Origin of the sequence: Streptomyces sp. NPDC056361 (assembly GCF_042262805.1) — a bacterium.
Classification (GTDB): domain Bacteria; phylum Actinomycetota; class Actinomycetes; order Streptomycetales; family Streptomycetaceae; genus Streptomyces.
Map to the genome: position 1 here is coordinate 1 of NZ_JBHJQI010000029.1, position 15,155 is coordinate 15,155.

Sequence of the window (15,155 nt, forward strand, 5' to 3'; positions counted from 1 at the left end):
GTCGCGGGCCGGTCTCCGTGCCGTGCGTCAGTCGGCCAGCGGCAGGTAGACGCGGTTGCCGCTCGCCGCGAACTCCGCGGACTTCTCCGCCATGCCCGCCTCGATCTCCTGCTGCGTGCCGCCGTGCTCGCGACGGATGTCCTGGGAGATCTTCATCGAGCAGAACTTCGGACCGCACATCGAGCAGAAGTGCGCGGTCTTCGCGGGCTCCGCCGGCAGCGTCTCGTCGTGGAACTCCCGCGCGGTGTCCGGGTCGAGAGCCAGGTTGAACTGGTCCTCCCAGCGGAACTCGAACCGCGCGTCCGAGAGCGCGTCGTCCCACTCCTGCGCGCCCGGGTGCCCCTTGGCGAGGTCCGCCGCGTGGGCCGAGATCTTGTACGTGATGACGCCCGTCTTCACGTCGTCCTTGTTGGGCAGGCCCAGGTGCTCCTTGGGCGTGACGTAGCAGAGCATCGCCGTGCCCCACCAGGCGATCATGGCCGCGCCGATGCCCGAGGTGATGTGGTCGTACGCGGGCGCGACGTCCGTGGTGAGCGGGCCGAGCGTGTAGAACGGCGCCTCCTCGCAGATCTCCTGCTGGAGGTCGATGTTCTCCTTGATCTTGTGCATCGGAACGTGCCCGGGGCCCTCGATCATCGTCTGCACGTTGTGCCGCTTGGCGATGGTGTTCAGCTCGCCGAGCGTGCGCAGCTCGGCGAACTGCGCCTCGTCGTTGGCGTCCGCGATCGAACCGGGGCGCAGGCCGTCGCCGAGCGAGTAGGTGACGTCGTACGCCGCCAGGATCTCGCAGAGCTCCTCGAAGTTCGTGTAGAGGAAGTTCTCCTTGTGGTGCGCGAGACACCAGGCGGCCATGATCGAGCCGCCGCGCGAGACGATGCCGGTCTTGCGGCGCGCGGTGAGGGGCACGTACGGCAGGAGCACACCGGCGTGCACCGTCATGTAGTCGACGCCCTGCTCGGCCTGCTCGATGACCGTGTCCTTGTAGATCTCCCAGGTCAGGTCCTCGGCCCTGCCGTCGACCTTCTCCAGGGCCTGGTAGAGCGGCACGGTGCCGATCGGGACGGGGGAGTTGCGCAGCACCCACTCGCGGGTGGTGTGGATGTTGCGGCCGGTCGACAGGTCCATGACCGTGTCGGCGCCCCACTTGGTCGCCCAGGTCATCTTCTCCACCTCCTCCTCGATCGAGGAGGTGACGGCGGAGTTGCCGATGTTGGCGTTGACCTTCACCAGGAACCGCTTGCCGATGATCATCGGCTCGATCTCCGGGTGGTTCACGTTCGCCGGGAGCACGGCCCGGCCCGCGGCGATCTCCTCCCGCACGACCTCGGGGGAGACGTTCTCGCGGATCGCGACGTACTCCATCTCCGGGGTGATCTCCCCCCGGCGGGCGTACGCCAGCTGCGTCACCGCCTGGCCGTCGCGGCCCCGGCGCGGCAGGCGCGGCCGGCCGGGGAAGACGGCGTCGAGGTTCTTCAGCCCGCCGCCGCGCGGCGACGTGTGCTTGATGCCGTCGTCCTCGGGACGGGCCGGACGGCCCGCGTACTCCTCGGTGTCGCCGCGCGAGATGATCCAGTTCTCGCGCAGCGGCGCGAGGCCGCGACGGACGTCGGTGTCGATGGTGGGGTCGGTGTACGGGCCGGACGTGTCGTACAGCGTCACGTCCTTGCCGTTGGTGAGGTGCACCTGACGGACCGGCACCCTGAGGTCGGGGCGCGAACCCTGGAGGTACCCCTTGTGCCAGCCCGGCGTGCGCTCCTGCCCTTCGGGCAGGTTCTGCTCGGAGGCAGGCGTGCGTGCATCCTGAATGGTCATGAGACCTGATCTCCCTACGCCGGCATTACCCGGTAACAGGTTCGGCGGTCGGCGCAGCCTCCTCCCGTACGTGAGTACGGTGATCAGCGCCCTCTCAGCCCGGTGCTCCGAGCTCCCGCGTGTGCAAAGGTGCCACCACGCTAGCGTCACCCTGGCGTGCTGAACAGTAGGCCCCCGTCGTTCTTGCGATGATCGGCCGGTGACTTCCCCCCAGCAGACCCCCGAGTCGCACGACCACTCCCACGGTCCGGGGCACGATCCCGGACCTCCCCACGAGCACGGCCACGGTCCGGCCCACGGACACGGACGCTCCCACGGACGGGGCTCCTCGCACGGCCACGACGCAGGTCACGGCCCCGGGCACGCCCACGGCCACAGCCACGGCCACGGCCCCGCCGCCCCCGTCTCGCGGCATCTGCGCAAGGTCATCGCCGCCGTCCTGATCCCCTTCGCCACCGCAGTCGTCGTCGGGCTCGTGGTGCTGTGGCCCGGCGGCACTCCGGCGCACGAGCGCACCGGCGTCGGTTTCGACCGGCAGACCGAGCAGGGCGAGGTCGTCTCCGTCGAGCAGGTCGACTGCAAGAGCGTGAACGCCGCCCAGGTCCCGCCGACCGGGGACACCTCCACGCCCGAGGGACGCGAGGCCGTCGCCGCGCAGCAGGGGGAGTGCGAGAAGGCGACGATCGAGGTCACCAGCGGCCCGGAGAAGGGGCGTACGTTCACCGAGATCGTGCAGCCCGACGCCCCGCGCCAACTGCACGAGGGACAGGGCGTGGTGGTGGCGTACGCCCCCGACGCCCCGCACGACCTGCAGTACTCGGTGACGGACGTGAACCGGAAGGTGCCGCTGGCGGTGCTCGCCGGGATCTTCGCGATCGCGGTCGTGGTCGTCGGCCGGATGAAGGGCGTGATGGCGCTCGTGGCGCTCGCCATGAGCTTCCTGGTCCTGACGTTCTTCATCCTGCCGGCGATCCTGCAGGGGTCGAATCCGCTGATCGTGGCGGTGGTCGGGTCGAGCGCGATCATGCTGATCGCGCTCTACATGTGCCACGGCCTGTCGGCCCGCACCTCGGTCGCGGTGCTCGGCACGCTGATCTCACTGCTGCTGATCGGCCTGCTCGGATCGCTCTTCATCGGCTGGGCTTCACTGAGCGGCAACACCGACGACAGCACGGGCCTGATCCACGGCCTGTACCCGGAGATCGACATGTCCGGCCTGCTGCTGGCCGGGGTCATCATCGGTTCGCTCGGTGTGCTCGACGACGTGACGGTGACCCAGACCTCGGCGGTCTGGGAACTGCACCAGGCCGATCCGGGCATGGGGCCGCGCGCGCTGTACCGGGCCGGCATCCGGATCGGCCGCGACCACATCGCCTCGGTCGTGAACACCCTGGTGCTGGCCTACGCGGGTGCCGCCCTCCCGCTGCTGCTGCTCTTCTCCATCGCGCAGAGCAGCATGGGGACGGTGGCCAACAGCGAGCTGGTCGCCGAGGAGATCGTCCGGACGCTGGTCGGGTCGATCGGTCTGGTCGCCGCCGTTCCGGTCACCACGGTCCTGGCGGCTCTCGTGGTCTCGGCCGACCGCACGGACGCCGACGGCCTTCCGGTCACCGGTGGCCGAAAGACCACGGCGGTACGGGGCGGACGACGCCGTCGCGCCAAGTGAGGGCAGGACCCGCCGGGGCCCGTCCGACCCTGATCGGCAGGCTCCTCTAGGCGGGTCCGGCGTTCTCCTCGGCCAGGATGCGGCCGAGCGCGGCCTCCAGGTTGTCCTCGAAGTCGCCCAGGGTGCATTCCTGGCCGAGCGGCACGAGCTTGTCCGTGCGGTCGAGGAACGCCACCAGCGGCGGTGCGCTGGCCCGGAACAGGGCGCGGTCGCCGCCGACCTGGAGCCGGATGGAGACGTCCGACAGCCCCTCGGGCTCGGTGGGCGCGATGTGCACGTCGCCGTCGCCGCTCGGCCGGTTGATCCCGTCGAGCAGCAGTTCCCTGCCGAACGCCCACGTCACGGGCGCGTCTCCGGGGAGGTGGAAGGTCATTCGCACCGCGTAGGGATCCCTGGCCTCGTATCGCAGCTCGACCGGGATCTTGAAGGAGAGCTCCTCGGAGACGAGGAAGCTCATCAGGACCTCGGCCTGAACCGACTCTCGCATCATGTACCCCGCAGTAGATGAAGCAGTTGTGTAAACACAGCTGCTGAAAGCTGTGACCGAAACGGCCAGGAATGATCCCCCATGGCCCTCTTGACGCAATCGTGCTGTAAGCGATAGCAGATCACAAGGAGTGATTTTTCAGATACTGATAGAGAAAGCGAGGGAGCTGAAGAGCCTTCCGATCTCCGTACGTAGCCGCTCGACTGCTGGGAGCAACCGTTCTGCCTGGTGGAGGGGGAGCGAAATGGCCATCGCACCCGCCGCGGAGCCCGCCGTAATGGGGATGGCGGCACAGACCGTGCCGAGTGCATATTCCTGACGCTCCACCAGGGGCTCCATTCGCCCCAAACCACCCAAACGTTCCAAAAGCAGACTCCGGTTACGCACCGTGTACGGAGTGATGGCTTCCACCGGGTGGCGATCAAGGTGGTCTTGACGAGATTTCAGATCGAGTTGACTCAGCAGACACTGCCCGATCGCATGGGCGTGCGCGGTCTCGCGGAAGTCGGCCCATTCCTCCACGGCGGGGGCGGAAGGAGTGTCGGCGACGGCGACGAGCTCGATCTCGCCCTCGCGGTAGAGGGCGAAGTAGACGGGCACACCGATCTCGTCCCGCCAGCGGGCAAGAGAGTCTTCGATCTTGATGCGACGATTCTGCACGTCTCCGCCACCGGCCAGTCGGACGGCGGCGTCGCCAAGGACGAACACACCCTTCTCGCGGCGTAGATAGCCTTCGTGCGTCAGGGTGCGGAGCAGGTGGTACGTGGTGGGCAGCGGGAGGCCCGTCTCACGGGCGAGCTGTTTGGCCGGAGCGCCGTCCGCGTGGGAGGCGACGGCTTCCAGGAGTCTCAGCGCTCGCTGTACCGAGCCGATCAGGGTAGGCGCAGCCGTTTGCGTAGCCGTGGCCAAAGGTCACCCCCAGGCGTGACGACGGGTGCAGTGCACCCGCCCGCGGGGGCCGCCCCCGCGCGCCCGCCGGGCCAGGGAAACCGCTGGTCAGCACGGGGATCTACGCCCGTAGTCCCCAAACACGGCGGAGAGATTCCACTCTAGTGGCAGCCTCTGGGCCCATGCCCTGATTCGACCAGCGCGTTCCCCCGCCCGGGCTAATCCCCGCCGTCGGCCTCATACTGATCAGTAGCTTGTGCTACCAGTCCTCACGTGACGTGCCGGAGGAGCTGAACTTCCGTACGACGTAGATCAGTCCGGCGACCAGGGCGACGAAGAGCAGCACCTTGAAGAGCAGTCCGACCACGAAGGCCAGGACGCTCGTGATCAGCCCGCCGAAGACGAGCAGGGCCAGCGCGGGTATCGCGACCCACTTCACCCACCAGGGCATCCCCGCGAGAATCTCCTGTACGGCCATCGTCCCTACCTCGCTCTCGAAGATCCGTTCCGCGCGCTCCGCGCCGAACATCCTCAAGGCTAGGCGCCGGGAAAGTCCCACGGGGGCCCCGCGGCCCCCGCTCTCCCCTGATCCGCCCCCTAGGGGCTTCGGCCCCACGACCCTCAGCCGCCCTCCCCGGCCCCGCGCGCACCGGCGCGGCGGCACCGGGTCACCCGCACCGGCTCTTCGGCGTCGGGTCTCCGGTGTCAGGCCTCCGGCGTCAGCTCTCCGGCGTCGGGTCTTCGGCGTCAGCTCTCCGCCGGGGCGAAGACCACCATCACCCGCAGGTCCTCGCTGATGTGGTGGAACTTGTGCTCCACCCCCGCCGGCACGTAGACCACGCTGCCGCGCGCCACCTGGGTCGTCTCCGACCCGACGGTGATCGACGCACGGCCGCTCACCACGAAGTAGACCTCGTCCTGGCGGTGCGGCTGCTGCGGGTCGAGCGCCCCGGCATCCAGCGCGTACAGACCCACCGACATGTTCCGCTCGCGCAGGAACTGGAGGTACGCGCCGTCGTTCGCGGCACGCTCCGCCTCCAGTTCATCCAGCCGGAATGCCTTCATCGCCTGTCCGCCCCTGCCTCGGCCCGATCATCTCTGCCACGATCAGACACATGAAGAATTTCGTAGTCAAGACGCTCGCGAACGCGGGCGCCCTGGGAGTCGCCATCTGGCTGCTCCAGGACATCACTCTGACCGGCGACAGCACTGGCAAGAAGGCCCTGACCCTCATTCTCGTCGCCCTGGTCTTCGGGCTCGTGAACTTCCTGGTCAAGCCGATCGTCAAGCTGCTGACGCTTCCCCTTTTCATCCTGACCCTCGGCCTGATCACCCTCGTGGTCAACGCCCTGATGCTGCTCCTCACGTCGTGGCTGGCCGAGCAGTTCGACCTCAGCTTCCACGTGGAGGGCTTCTGGACCGCCGTCCTGGGCGGCCTGATCATCTCCGTCGTCTCGTGGGCGCTGAACATCGTGCTCCCCGACGGTGACTGAGTGGGGACCGTGACCTACCGCGTCTGCTTCGTCTGCACCGGCAACATCTGCCGGTCGCCGATGGCCGAGCACGTCTTCCGCCGCCAGGTGGAGGAAGCCGGCCTCGGCGGGACGGTCGTGGTCGACAGCGCGGGAACCGGAGGCTGGCACGAGGGCGACGGCGCCGACCCGCGCACGGTCGCCGTGCTCGAGGAGAGCGGCTACACCTCCGCGCACACCGCCCGGCAGTTCCGGGCCTCCTGGTTCCCCGCCCTCGACCTGGTGATCGCGCTCGACGCGGGCCACCTGCGGGAGCTCCGCTCGCTGGCCCGCACCCCCGAAGAAGCGGCCCGGATACGGCTGCTGCGCTCCTACGACCCGGCCGCCGGGGACGGACTCGACGTCCCCGACCCCTACTACGGGGGCCGCGAGGGCTTCGAGGAGTGCCTGGAGATGGTGGAGGCGGCGAGCGAAGGCCTGCTCGTCGCCGTCCGCGCGGAACTGGAGGACCGGACAGCATGACCGACACGACATACGGCGACGGCACGCGCGCGGTGCGGGCCGGGCTCCCCGAGCCCGTGAAGTACGAACCGACCCTGCCGGGCCCGGTCTTCGCCGCCCACTTCCACCTGCCGGGCGAGCCGACCGGCGGTTACGCGTACGGCCGCGACGAGAACCCCACCTGGACCCATCTGGAGCGGGCGATCGGCGAGCTGGAGGCACCGGGGGAGGAGGGCGTCGAGACGCTCGTCTTCGCCTCCGGCATGGCGGCGATCTCGGCCGTGCTCTTCTCCCAGCTGAAGGCCGGCGACACCGTGGTCGTGCCGACCGACGGCTACCAGGCCCTGCCGCTGCTGCACGAGCAGCTGAGGGCGTACGGCGTCGAGGTCCGGACCGCCCCGACCGGGGGCGACGGCCAGCTGGCCGTGCTCGAAGGGGCCCGGCTGCTGTGGATCGAGACCCCGTCCAACCCCGGGCTCGACGTCTGCGACATCCGGCGCCTGGTGCGCGAGGCGCACGCCGTCGGGGCACTGGTGGCGGTCGACAACACCCTCGCCACGCCGCTCGGCCAGCGACCCCTCGCACTGGGTGCGGACTTCTCCGTCGCCAGCGACACCAAGGGCATGACCGGCCACGGCGACATCCTGCTCGGCCACGTGAGCTGCCGCGATCCCCAGCGGGCCGCGGAGGTACGGCGCTGGCGCAAGATCGTCGGTGCCATTCCCGGCCCCATGGAGGCCTGGCTCGCCCACCGTTCGCTCGCCACGCTCCAGCTGCGGATCGACCGGCAGTGCTCCACCGCGCTGGCGCTCGCGCAGGAGCTCGCCGGGCGTGCGGACGTCACCGGGCTGCGCTACCCGGGGCTGCCCGACGATCCGTCGCACGCGGTGGCCGCCCGGCAGATGCGGCGCTTCGGCCCGGTGATCTCGTTCGAACTGGCCGACCGGAAGCGGGCCGAGCGGTTCCTGGAGGAGCTGCGGCTCGTGGACGACGCCACCAGCTTCGGCGGGGTGCGCTCCACGGCGGAGCGGCGCGGACGCTGGGGCGGAGACGCGGTCGCTGAGGGCTTCATCCGGTTCTCGGTGGGTGCCGAGGATCCCGAAGACCTCATCGCCGATGTCCTGCGGGCCCTCGACGAGGCCGGCGCCGCCGGCTGAGAGCAGGTCGCCGGCCGATGGAACGAGACGCTCCGAGCCTCCCCCCTCGTGGCTCGGAACGCCTCGGTTCCACGCGCGGAGACCGCCTGAACAAGGCTAGTTGACTGTGCGTCAGTGTCCAATCACGGTAGCGACAGCGACCTATCGACTTATTTATAGTTGGACAGTCCTGAGGCGCAGTCAGCCGACCGCCTGAGTCGCACGGCCGCACGGCCGGGAGGGGGCGGGCATGGATCTGTCCCTGCTGCGCACGTTCGTCGCCGTGCACCGGGCCGGATCGTTCACCCGCGCCGCGGCGCTCCTCGGCCTCTCGCAACCGGCCGTCACCAGCCAGATCCGGACCCTGGAACGGCAGCTGGGCCGACCCCTCTTCCTGCGGCAGGCGCGCGGCGTCACCCCGACCACCGTCGGCGACGAGCTGGCCCATCGCGCCGCACCCCACCTGGACGCCCTGGTCGAGATAACCGAGTCCGGCCTCGACGAGCAAGGCGGTGCCCGCACCCTCCATGTCGCCGGGCCTCCGGAGTTCACCGCGCTGCGCGTGCTGCCCGCCCTCACGCCGCTGGTCGGGCAGGGGCTCGCCGTGCGGGCCTCGTTCCTCGGCAACACCGAGGAGATCCTCGACGGGCTCGCCGCGGGCCACCACGATCTGGCCGTCACCACCGCCCGCCCTCGTGGCGGCCTGTTCGTCTCCACCCCGCTCTGCGACGAGGAACACGTCCTGGTCGCGGCGGAGCGCTGGGCGGCCCGGCTCTCCCCCGAGGTGCTGCTCGGCAAGGGCTCGGTGGTCCTGGAGCAGCTTCCGGTGGTCGAGGTGCACGAGTCGCTGCCGTTCGTCTCCCGCTACTGGGCCACGGTCTTCGACACCAAACCGGCCGCCACCGCGACCGTGATCGCCCCCGACCTGCGGGCCGTTCGGGATTCCGCCGCCTCCGGTGCCGGCCTGGCCGTCCTGCCGCGCTATCTGTGCGAGGAGTATCTGGCGGACGGGCGGCTCGTGGCACTGCTCGATCCCCCGGTCCCTCCGCTGCGGACCTACTTCCTGGTCGCGCGCGCGGGCACACTCGCGCTGTCTCCCCTCGCGCGTGCTCACGAGGAACTGCTGCGCGCCGCGGCGGGCTGGTGAGTTTCAGGACACCCGGGACGGGCCATTTTCTTCCCATGAACGAACGGCCCATGACCGAACGGCCCGTGATCAAGCGCACCGCACGCGCCATCCTGCTCGACGGGGACGACCTCATCCTCATCAAGCGCACCAAGCCGGGGATGGATCCCTACTGGCTCACGCCCGGCGGCGGGGTGGAGCCCACCGACGCCACCGTCGTCGAGGCCCTGCACCGCGAGGTGCACGAGGAGCTCGGCGCCAAGATCACCGATGTGGTGCCCTGCTTCGTCGACACCGTCGAGCACATCGTCGACGGCGGGGTCTCCGGGGTGAAGGTCCAGCACTTCTTCGTGTGCCGGCTCGGTTCCATGGACACCTCGCTGCGGCACGGCCCCGAGATGGACGAACCGGTCGGCGAGTACGAGATCGTCCGGGTGCCCTTCAGCCGCGTCGGCATCGCCGCCGTCCACCTCGTCCCCCTCTCCCTGCGCCACTACCTCGACGGCAACATCGAGGGCGTCCGCGCCATGCACGCCCCCGACCTGGGCTGAGGCGCCCCGCCGCGCCTCAGCCCGAGGACGCCGGGGCCAGCTCGGCCAGGAAGTCATGGCGGATGCGCTCCGACGGGACCCCCGCCCCGCGCAGCGCGTCCACGCCCTGCCGGACCATGCCCAGCGGACCCGAGAGATAGGCGTCGCGTTCGTTCCAGGGGCCGTAGCGGCAAACGGCCTCCGGAAGCCGCCCCTGTTCCTCGGTGACCGGGTGGACGGAGAGCCAGGGGAAGGTCTTCTGCAGCCGCAGCATCGTGTCGATGTCGTAGAGGTCGTGGTCGTGGCGCGCCCCGTAGAAGACGTCGACCGGACGCCGGTCCCCGTGCTCGGCCACGTCCTCGACCAAGGCCTTGATCGGCGCTATCCCGGTGCCACCGCCGAGGCAGAGCAGACCCGTGTCCGTGGTGTGGTCGACCGTCATCGAGCCGGCCGGCGGGCCGAGGCGCAGCACGTCCCCGGGGCGGGCCCGGTGGACCAGCGCGTTGGACACCCAGCCGGCCGGGACCGCCTTCACGTGGAGGGACAGCAGTCCGTCGGGCCGCGGTGCCGAGGCAAAGGAGTAGTGACGCCAGATCCGGGGCCACCAGGGCGTCTCGAGCGTCGTGTACTGCCCCGCGAGGAACGGGTACGGCTGGTCGGGCCGGAGCGTCACGACGGCGACGTCCGGGGTGCGCAGATCGTGGGAGACCACCTCGGCGTACCACCAGGCCGGCGCGGTCTGCTCGTTGTCGGCCGCCGCGTCGATCATGATCTGGGAGATCGTCGTGTACGTACGGACCCAGGCCGCCTCGGTCTCCTCGTCCCAGCTCTCCGCCGCGTACCGGACGAGCGCGCCGATGAGCGCCTCGCCGACGGCCGGGTAGTGGTCCGCCCGGGTCCCGTACTTGCGGTGTCCCCGACCCAGGTTCTGGAGGTACGCGGTGAGCACCGGCGCGTCGTCCATGTGCTCGGCCGCGGTCAGGAGCGCTTTCAGGAGCCGGTCCCGCTGGGTGTCCATGGCCGCGGGGAACATCTCGCGCAGCTCAGGGTTCCGGACGAACAGCAGGGCGTAGAAGTACGAGGTCACCTTGTCGGCGATGGGTGCGATCTCCGCCAGCGTGCGGCGGACGAGCAGGGCGTCGGCGGAGGCTCCCCCCGGTATCCGGGGTTCGTTGCCCTCCGTATCGGGTTCCGCCGCGGTCTCGTACGCCACCCCGGGCTCGATTCGGTCCGCCTGCTCTGCGGCCGTCGTGGTGGTCGGAGCATCCATCATGTGCCTCGCCCTCGCGCTGACCGGCTTCGTGCTCGCAGCATGACCCCCCGCTTCGCCGCCTCGGACGGAAAGCGGAGTTCTCGGGCCATAGAGCCGGGTTTCTGGCTAAGCTGCGCTGTTTCGGACCAGGGCGTAGGCCTCGCGCAGGTCCCCACCGGTGTAGCTGTGGCGGGACAGCCCGGTGAGGTGGTGGTCCGCGTTCACGGCCACGGTGTCCGGCACGAGCGCGAACAGCTCGGCGTCGGACATCGAGTCTCCGTACGCGACGCAGTCCGCCGGGTCCATGCCGTACCCCGCGCAGAGCTCCCGTGCGATCCGCACCTTCGCCGCGGCGTTGAGGATGCCCGGCCGGTGGATGGGCGCGTGGAACGGGACGGACGGCCAGGCCGAACCGTGCACCGTGTCGACCCCCCACTCCAGCAGGCGCCGGACGAAGAAGTCGGGCGAGAGCGAGATGACGGCACAGCGGTCGCCCCGGGCCCGGATGTCCGCCCAGACCTCGCGGATCCCCGCCAGCCACGGAGCCCCCTCGAACGCCGCCGCGACCTGCTCCGGGGTGAGCTCGGCCCACAGGTCCCGTGCCCGCACGGCGAACTCGTCCGGTGTGAGGCCCTCCAGGAAACCCTGCTCCAGTGCGTCGATCTCCTCGACGAGACCCAACTGCCGGGAGATCTCGACCGCGGCGGCCGATCCGCGGATCAGAGTGCCGTCGAGGTCGAAGAGGTGCAGTCGCCGTGTGGAGGGTTTCACGTGAAACATCGTCCGACGTGCCACGGGGCGGAAGCAACGCCCCTCGGATGATCGGCCGGATCCGTTAAAGCAGTGGACGGAAGATCGCCGCTTCGGACAGCCTGAAAGCATGCCGACCTCCCCCACCCTCCTCGCCCAGCTCCCTGTCCGACGTCTCACTTCGGACGATCTCCTCGCCTGCTCCGACCTCTCCGAGAACCGGGGATGGCCGCGCGAGGAACACAAGTGGGGATTCCTGCTCACCGCGGGCACCGGGTACGGCATCGACGACCCCTCCGGCACGGGGCTGCTCGCCTGCTGCGTGGTCACGTCATACGGACCCGGGCTGGCGGCGATCGGGATGGTGCTCGTCGCCGAGCAGTACGCACGCCAGGGCGTGGGACGCCGGCTCATGCGGCACGTCGTCGCGGAGGCCGGTGACACCGCGCTCACCCTGCACGCCACACCGAACGGGCAGCCGCTGTACGAGGAGCTCGGCTTCACGGAGACGAGCCGGGCGGAGATGGTGCGCGGGCGCTTCACGTTCACCACTCCCGCCCCCGCCGTTCCGGTCCGTCCGGCGACGGCGGAGGACCTTCAGGCGATCCTGCGTCTGGACCGCGAGGTCTTCGGGCTGGACCGCACGCACGTCCTCACCAGGCTCCCCGCGTTCGCGGACCACCTCCGGGTCGCCGAGGAGGACGGCGAGATCACGGGCTTCGCGGCGGCCTGGCCCAACATGGACACCCATGTCGTCGGCCCCCTGGTCGCCCGGGACACGAGCACGGCGCAGGCCCTCGTCGCCTCGCTGGCCGCGGCCACGGACCGGCCCCTGCGGACGGACATCGACGTGCGCCATACGACCCTGCTGCGCTGGATGAAGGAGAACGGCATCGACTCCGTCGCCTCCAACGCGGTGATGATCAGGTCCCTGCCCGACCTCCCCGGCGACTGGCGACGCCGCTTCGCACCCCTGACGGTCGCGGCCGGATAGCCCGCCGGGCCCGGGCGCCGACGGTCGGACCCGGACAGATTTACTTGCACACGCGCATTATTGCGTCGCATCGTCTACCCTGGTCGAGAGCCGCTCCGCCGCCCAGGTGAGACCGAGGAGAGACCATGACCGCCACGGACCCCGCACTCACCGCGCTCTCCCAGCGCTGGTGTGCCCTCTCCCTGCTGCACGGTCGGATCGAGAGCCACATCGAGCGCGCATTGGAGTCCGGGCACGGTCTGAGCGTGCGCGAGTACTCGCTCCTCGACGTCCTCAGCCGTCAGCACAGCGGCCCGGGCGGCCATCTCCAGATGAAGCAGGTGGCCGACGCCGTCGTGCTCAGCCAGAGCGCCACCACCCGGCTCGTCACCCGGCTCGAGGACCGCGGCCTGCTCACCCGGTACCTCTGCGCCACCGACCGCCGCGGCATCTACACCGATGTCACCGAAGCCGGCCAGAAGCTCCTCGAAGAGGCCCGCCCCACCAACGACAGCGCCTTGCGCGAGGCCCTCGACGAGGCGGCGAAGAACCCCGAGCTCGCCCCGCTGGTCCAGGTCGTGGAGGGCGTGACCGTTCCCGCCTGATCCGGGGGAGCCCGACGGCCGGGCGTACGCTGCCGGGCATGAGCGATCTTGAGATACGACCCGCCACCGCGGACGACCTCCCGGCCATCGTCGCCATGCTCGCCGACGATCCCCTGGGCGCGCAGCGGGAGTCCCCCGACGACCTCACCCCGTACCTCACGGCCTTCGAGCGCCTAGCGAACGACCCTCACCAGCACGTCGTCGTGGCCGTCCGTGGCGAGAAGGTCGTCGGAACGCTCCAGCTCACGGTGATCCCGGGGCTCTCCCGCCGGGGCACCACCCGCTCGATCATCGAGGGCGTCCGCATCCATGCCGACGAGCGCGGCAGCGGCCTCGGCACGCAGCTCATCGAGTGGGCCGTCGAGGAGTCCGGCCGCCAGGAATGCCGCCTGGTACAGCTGACCTCCGATGTCACCCGCACCGACGCCCACCGCTTCTACGAGCGGCTCGGCTTCGAGGCCTCCCACGTGGGCTTCAAGAAGAGCCTCTGACACGCCTGAAACAGCGTGCCGGGAGAGGCGGCCGGCACGCTGTTTCACGTGAAACACCCCAGGTAGGGGCTCAGAGGCCGCGCCAACCCGCCTCGTCGACGCCACCCGGCACCGCGTCCTCCGGCGCGTACGGCTCCCGCGTGAAAACGAACGACCCGAGGTCGAGGTGGCTCACCGTGCCGTCGTCGCGCCGCACCGCCCGGAGCGTCTCCCCCTCGTAGTAGCCGTTCAGTCCGACCCAGCCGCCCTCGGGCAGCGCCCGGAAGCGGGCTCGCCGACCGGGGCCTCGCAGCGGTTCGAGCACCACGCTCCGCTCGGGACCGAGCCGGAGCCCGTAGGAGTACGTCCCCCAGTACCAGGGCCCCGTGAGCGACAGGAGCTCCTCGTCGACCTCGGCCTCCGGCAGGGGGCGCCACGGCTGCGGGAGCCTCGGCTCGGCGTCCGCCACGATCCGGACGAGATCGGCGGCCACGGCGCCGATCGCCACCCCCGAGGTCGCGTTGGAGAGGGCGACCCCCGCCAGCCCGTCCTCCACGCTCACCCAGAGACAGGCGACGAAGCCCGGGAGCGACCCGGTGTGGCCGATCAGGGTCCGGCCGTCCCTGCTGATCAGCTGCAGTCCGAGGCCATAGCTCCCCTCCCAGTCGCCCTCCCCGGCCGCGGCCGCGGGAGCCCGCATCTCCGCGACGGAGGCCGCACCCAGCACCCGCTCGTCGCCCGCCGCGAGGAACGCGGCGAACCGGGCGAGGTCGGCGGCGGTCGACCAGAGCTGACCGGCCGGTGCCATGATCCCCAGGTGCTCGGACGGCTCGGGCAGCATCACGTCGGCCCAGGGGTGCACTGCCCAGCCGCCCGCGTGCGGGGCGACGGGGTCGACCGTCGTCCGGTCCATCCCCAGCGGCTCCAGGATCTCGCGCCGCAACGCCTCCTCCCAGGGCACGCCCCGCACGGCCTCGACCAGCGAACCGAGCAAGGTGTAGCCGGGGTTGGAGTAGTGGTGGCGGCGCCCCGGGGCCCGGACGAAGGGCTCCTCCCCCAGCACGTCGGAGAGCTCCGGGCGCAGCTCGGCGGACGACCGCTCCCACCACGCGCCGGGCGTCTCGGCCGCGAGGCCGCTGCTGTGGCCGAGGAGTTGAGCGATCGTCACCTCGCCGACACCGGTTCCCTTCAGGTGCCGCTCCAGCGGATCGTCGAGGCCGAGGAGCCCTTCGTCCCGAAGCCGCAGCACCAGGACGGCGGTGAACACCTTGGTGATCGAGCCGATCCTGAACTGCGTGTCGGCGTCCGGCGCGTGTCCGTCCACGCAACTGCGCGCACCGCTCCAGACCAGCGCCCCCTCGCGGACCACCGCCCCCACGAGGGACGGAGCCCGCCCCTCGGCCTGGGCCACCGCGACGCGGTGCAGCAGAGCACGCTCGGTACCGGGCAACAAAGCTTCGAAAGATGTCGTCACGGAACGATCCAAC

At 70.5% G+C, this 15,155-nt stretch carries 17 protein-coding genes and 1 riboswitch; of the genes, 9 read left to right on the forward strand and 8 right to left on the reverse strand.

The window, feature by feature from the left end; translation table 11 throughout:
- Nucleotides 1–27: 27 nt before the first annotated feature.
- Nucleotides 28–1,812 carry a phosphomethylpyrimidine synthase ThiC gene (gene thiC / locus ACFCY7_RS12165; protein WP_376483732.1) on the reverse strand — a complete coding sequence of 595 codons (1,785 nt, stop codon included), beginning with the start codon at nucleotides 1,810–1,812 and terminating at the stop codon, nucleotides 28–30.
- A riboswitch (TPP riboswitch) is annotated at nucleotides 1,806–1,941 on the reverse strand. (Overlaps the previous gene by 7 nt.)
- 70 nt (nucleotides 1,942–2,011) lie before the next feature.
- Here thiC and ACFCY7_RS12170 point away from each other — a divergent pair.
- Nucleotides 2,012–3,478, forward strand: coding sequence for a YibE/F family protein (locus ACFCY7_RS12170; RefSeq protein ID WP_376483733.1), 1,467 nt, complete (start codon nucleotides 2,012–2,014; stop codon nucleotides 3,476–3,478).
- A gap of 46 nt (nucleotides 3,479–3,524) precedes the next feature.
- On the opposite strand, the gene ACFCY7_RS12175 is transcribed toward ACFCY7_RS12170, so the two are convergent.
- The 4 genes from ACFCY7_RS12175 to ACFCY7_RS12190 all read right to left on the reverse strand — a co-directional run bounded on the left by ACFCY7_RS12175 (nucleotide 3,525) and on the right by ACFCY7_RS12190 (nucleotide 5,918).
- Nucleotides 3,525–3,965 carry an SsgA family sporulation/cell division regulator gene (locus tag ACFCY7_RS12175; protein WP_376483829.1) on the reverse strand — a complete coding sequence of 147 codons (441 nt, stop codon included), beginning with the start codon at nucleotides 3,963–3,965 and terminating at the stop codon, nucleotides 3,525–3,527.
- Nucleotides 3,966–4,103: 138 nt separating this feature from the next.
- Nucleotides 4,104–4,874, reverse strand: a complete 771-nt coding sequence (locus tag ACFCY7_RS12180; RefSeq protein WP_376483735.1) for an IclR family transcriptional regulator — start codon at nucleotides 4,872–4,874, stop codon at nucleotides 4,104–4,106.
- A 238-nt stretch (nucleotides 4,875–5,112) separates the two neighbouring features.
- Nucleotides 5,113–5,331, reverse strand: a complete 219-nt coding sequence (locus tag ACFCY7_RS12185) for a DUF5326 family protein (RefSeq protein ID WP_376483737.1) — start codon at nucleotides 5,329–5,331, stop codon at nucleotides 5,113–5,115.
- 269 nt (nucleotides 5,332–5,600) lie between these two features.
- Nucleotides 5,601–5,918, reverse strand: a complete 318-nt coding sequence (locus tag ACFCY7_RS12190) for a cupin domain-containing protein (RefSeq protein WP_376483739.1) — start codon at nucleotides 5,916–5,918, stop codon at nucleotides 5,601–5,603.
- Nucleotides 5,919–5,968: 50 nt separating this feature from the next.
- On the opposite strand from ACFCY7_RS12190, the gene ACFCY7_RS12195 reads away from it, so the two are divergent.
- From ACFCY7_RS12195 to ACFCY7_RS12215, 5 genes are all read left to right on the forward strand, one after another.
- A complete protein-coding gene (locus tag ACFCY7_RS12195) occupies nucleotides 5,969–6,346 on the forward strand; it encodes a phage holin family protein (RefSeq protein ID WP_376483741.1) in 378 nt (125 codons plus the stop codon).
- Nucleotides 6,347–6,355: 9 nt separating this feature from the next.
- Nucleotides 6,356–6,847, forward strand: a complete 492-nt coding sequence (locus tag ACFCY7_RS12200; protein WP_376483831.1) for a low molecular weight protein-tyrosine-phosphatase — start codon at nucleotides 6,356–6,358, stop codon at nucleotides 6,845–6,847.
- Nucleotides 6,844–7,983: a cystathionine gamma-lyase gene (locus tag ACFCY7_RS12205; RefSeq protein ID WP_376483742.1), complete on the forward strand. Its 1,140-nt coding sequence runs from the start codon at nucleotides 6,844–6,846 to the stop codon at nucleotides 7,981–7,983. Before ACFCY7_RS12200 ends, ACFCY7_RS12205 begins: the two co-directional genes overlap by 4 nt.
- A 229-nt stretch (nucleotides 7,984–8,212) precedes the next feature.
- The gene (locus ACFCY7_RS12210; RefSeq protein WP_376483744.1) at nucleotides 8,213–9,109 is read left to right on the forward strand and encodes a LysR family transcriptional regulator; all 897 of its coding nucleotides are present in this window, start codon (nucleotides 8,213–8,215) and stop codon (nucleotides 9,107–9,109) included.
- Nucleotides 9,110–9,159: 50 nt separating this feature from the next.
- The gene (locus ACFCY7_RS12215; RefSeq protein ID WP_376483832.1) at nucleotides 9,160–9,639 is read left to right on the forward strand and encodes an NUDIX domain-containing protein; all 480 of its coding nucleotides are present in this window, start codon (nucleotides 9,160–9,162) and stop codon (nucleotides 9,637–9,639) included.
- A 16-nt stretch (nucleotides 9,640–9,655) separates the two neighbouring features.
- Here the strand turns inward: ACFCY7_RS12215 and ACFCY7_RS12220 are convergent, their stop codons facing one another.
- The gene (locus ACFCY7_RS12220; protein WP_376483746.1) at nucleotides 9,656–10,891 is read right to left on the reverse strand and encodes a globin domain-containing protein; all 1,236 of its coding nucleotides are present in this window, start codon (nucleotides 10,889–10,891) and stop codon (nucleotides 9,656–9,658) included.
- Between the two features lie 105 nt (nucleotides 10,892–10,996).
- A complete protein-coding gene (locus ACFCY7_RS12225; protein ID WP_376483747.1) occupies nucleotides 10,997–11,650 on the reverse strand; it encodes an HAD family hydrolase in 654 nt (217 codons plus the stop codon).
- A 100-nt stretch (nucleotides 11,651–11,750) separates the two neighbouring features.
- Between ACFCY7_RS12225 and ACFCY7_RS12230 the strand changes: the two genes are divergently transcribed.
- From ACFCY7_RS12230 to ACFCY7_RS12240, 3 genes are all read left to right on the forward strand, one after another.
- Nucleotides 11,751–12,614 (forward strand): GNAT family N-acetyltransferase, encoded by an 864-nt coding sequence (locus ACFCY7_RS12230; protein WP_376483749.1) that lies wholly within the window; start codon nucleotides 11,751–11,753, stop codon nucleotides 12,612–12,614.
- A 125-nt stretch (nucleotides 12,615–12,739) separates the two neighbouring features.
- Nucleotides 12,740–13,198: a MarR family winged helix-turn-helix transcriptional regulator gene (locus tag ACFCY7_RS12235; protein ID WP_376483750.1), complete on the forward strand. Its 459-nt coding sequence runs from the start codon at nucleotides 12,740–12,742 to the stop codon at nucleotides 13,196–13,198.
- 38 nt (nucleotides 13,199–13,236) lie between these two features.
- Nucleotides 13,237–13,689 carry a GNAT family N-acetyltransferase gene (locus tag ACFCY7_RS12240; protein WP_376483752.1) on the forward strand — a complete coding sequence of 151 codons (453 nt, stop codon included), beginning with the start codon at nucleotides 13,237–13,239 and terminating at the stop codon, nucleotides 13,687–13,689.
- A gap of 70 nt (nucleotides 13,690–13,759) precedes the next feature.
- Here the strand turns inward: ACFCY7_RS12240 and ACFCY7_RS12245 are convergent, their stop codons facing one another.
- The gene (locus tag ACFCY7_RS12245) at nucleotides 13,760–15,142 is read right to left on the reverse strand and encodes a serine hydrolase domain-containing protein (RefSeq protein WP_376483753.1); all 1,383 of its coding nucleotides are present in this window, start codon (nucleotides 15,140–15,142) and stop codon (nucleotides 13,760–13,762) included.
- Nucleotides 15,143–15,155: the final 13 nt, after the last annotated feature.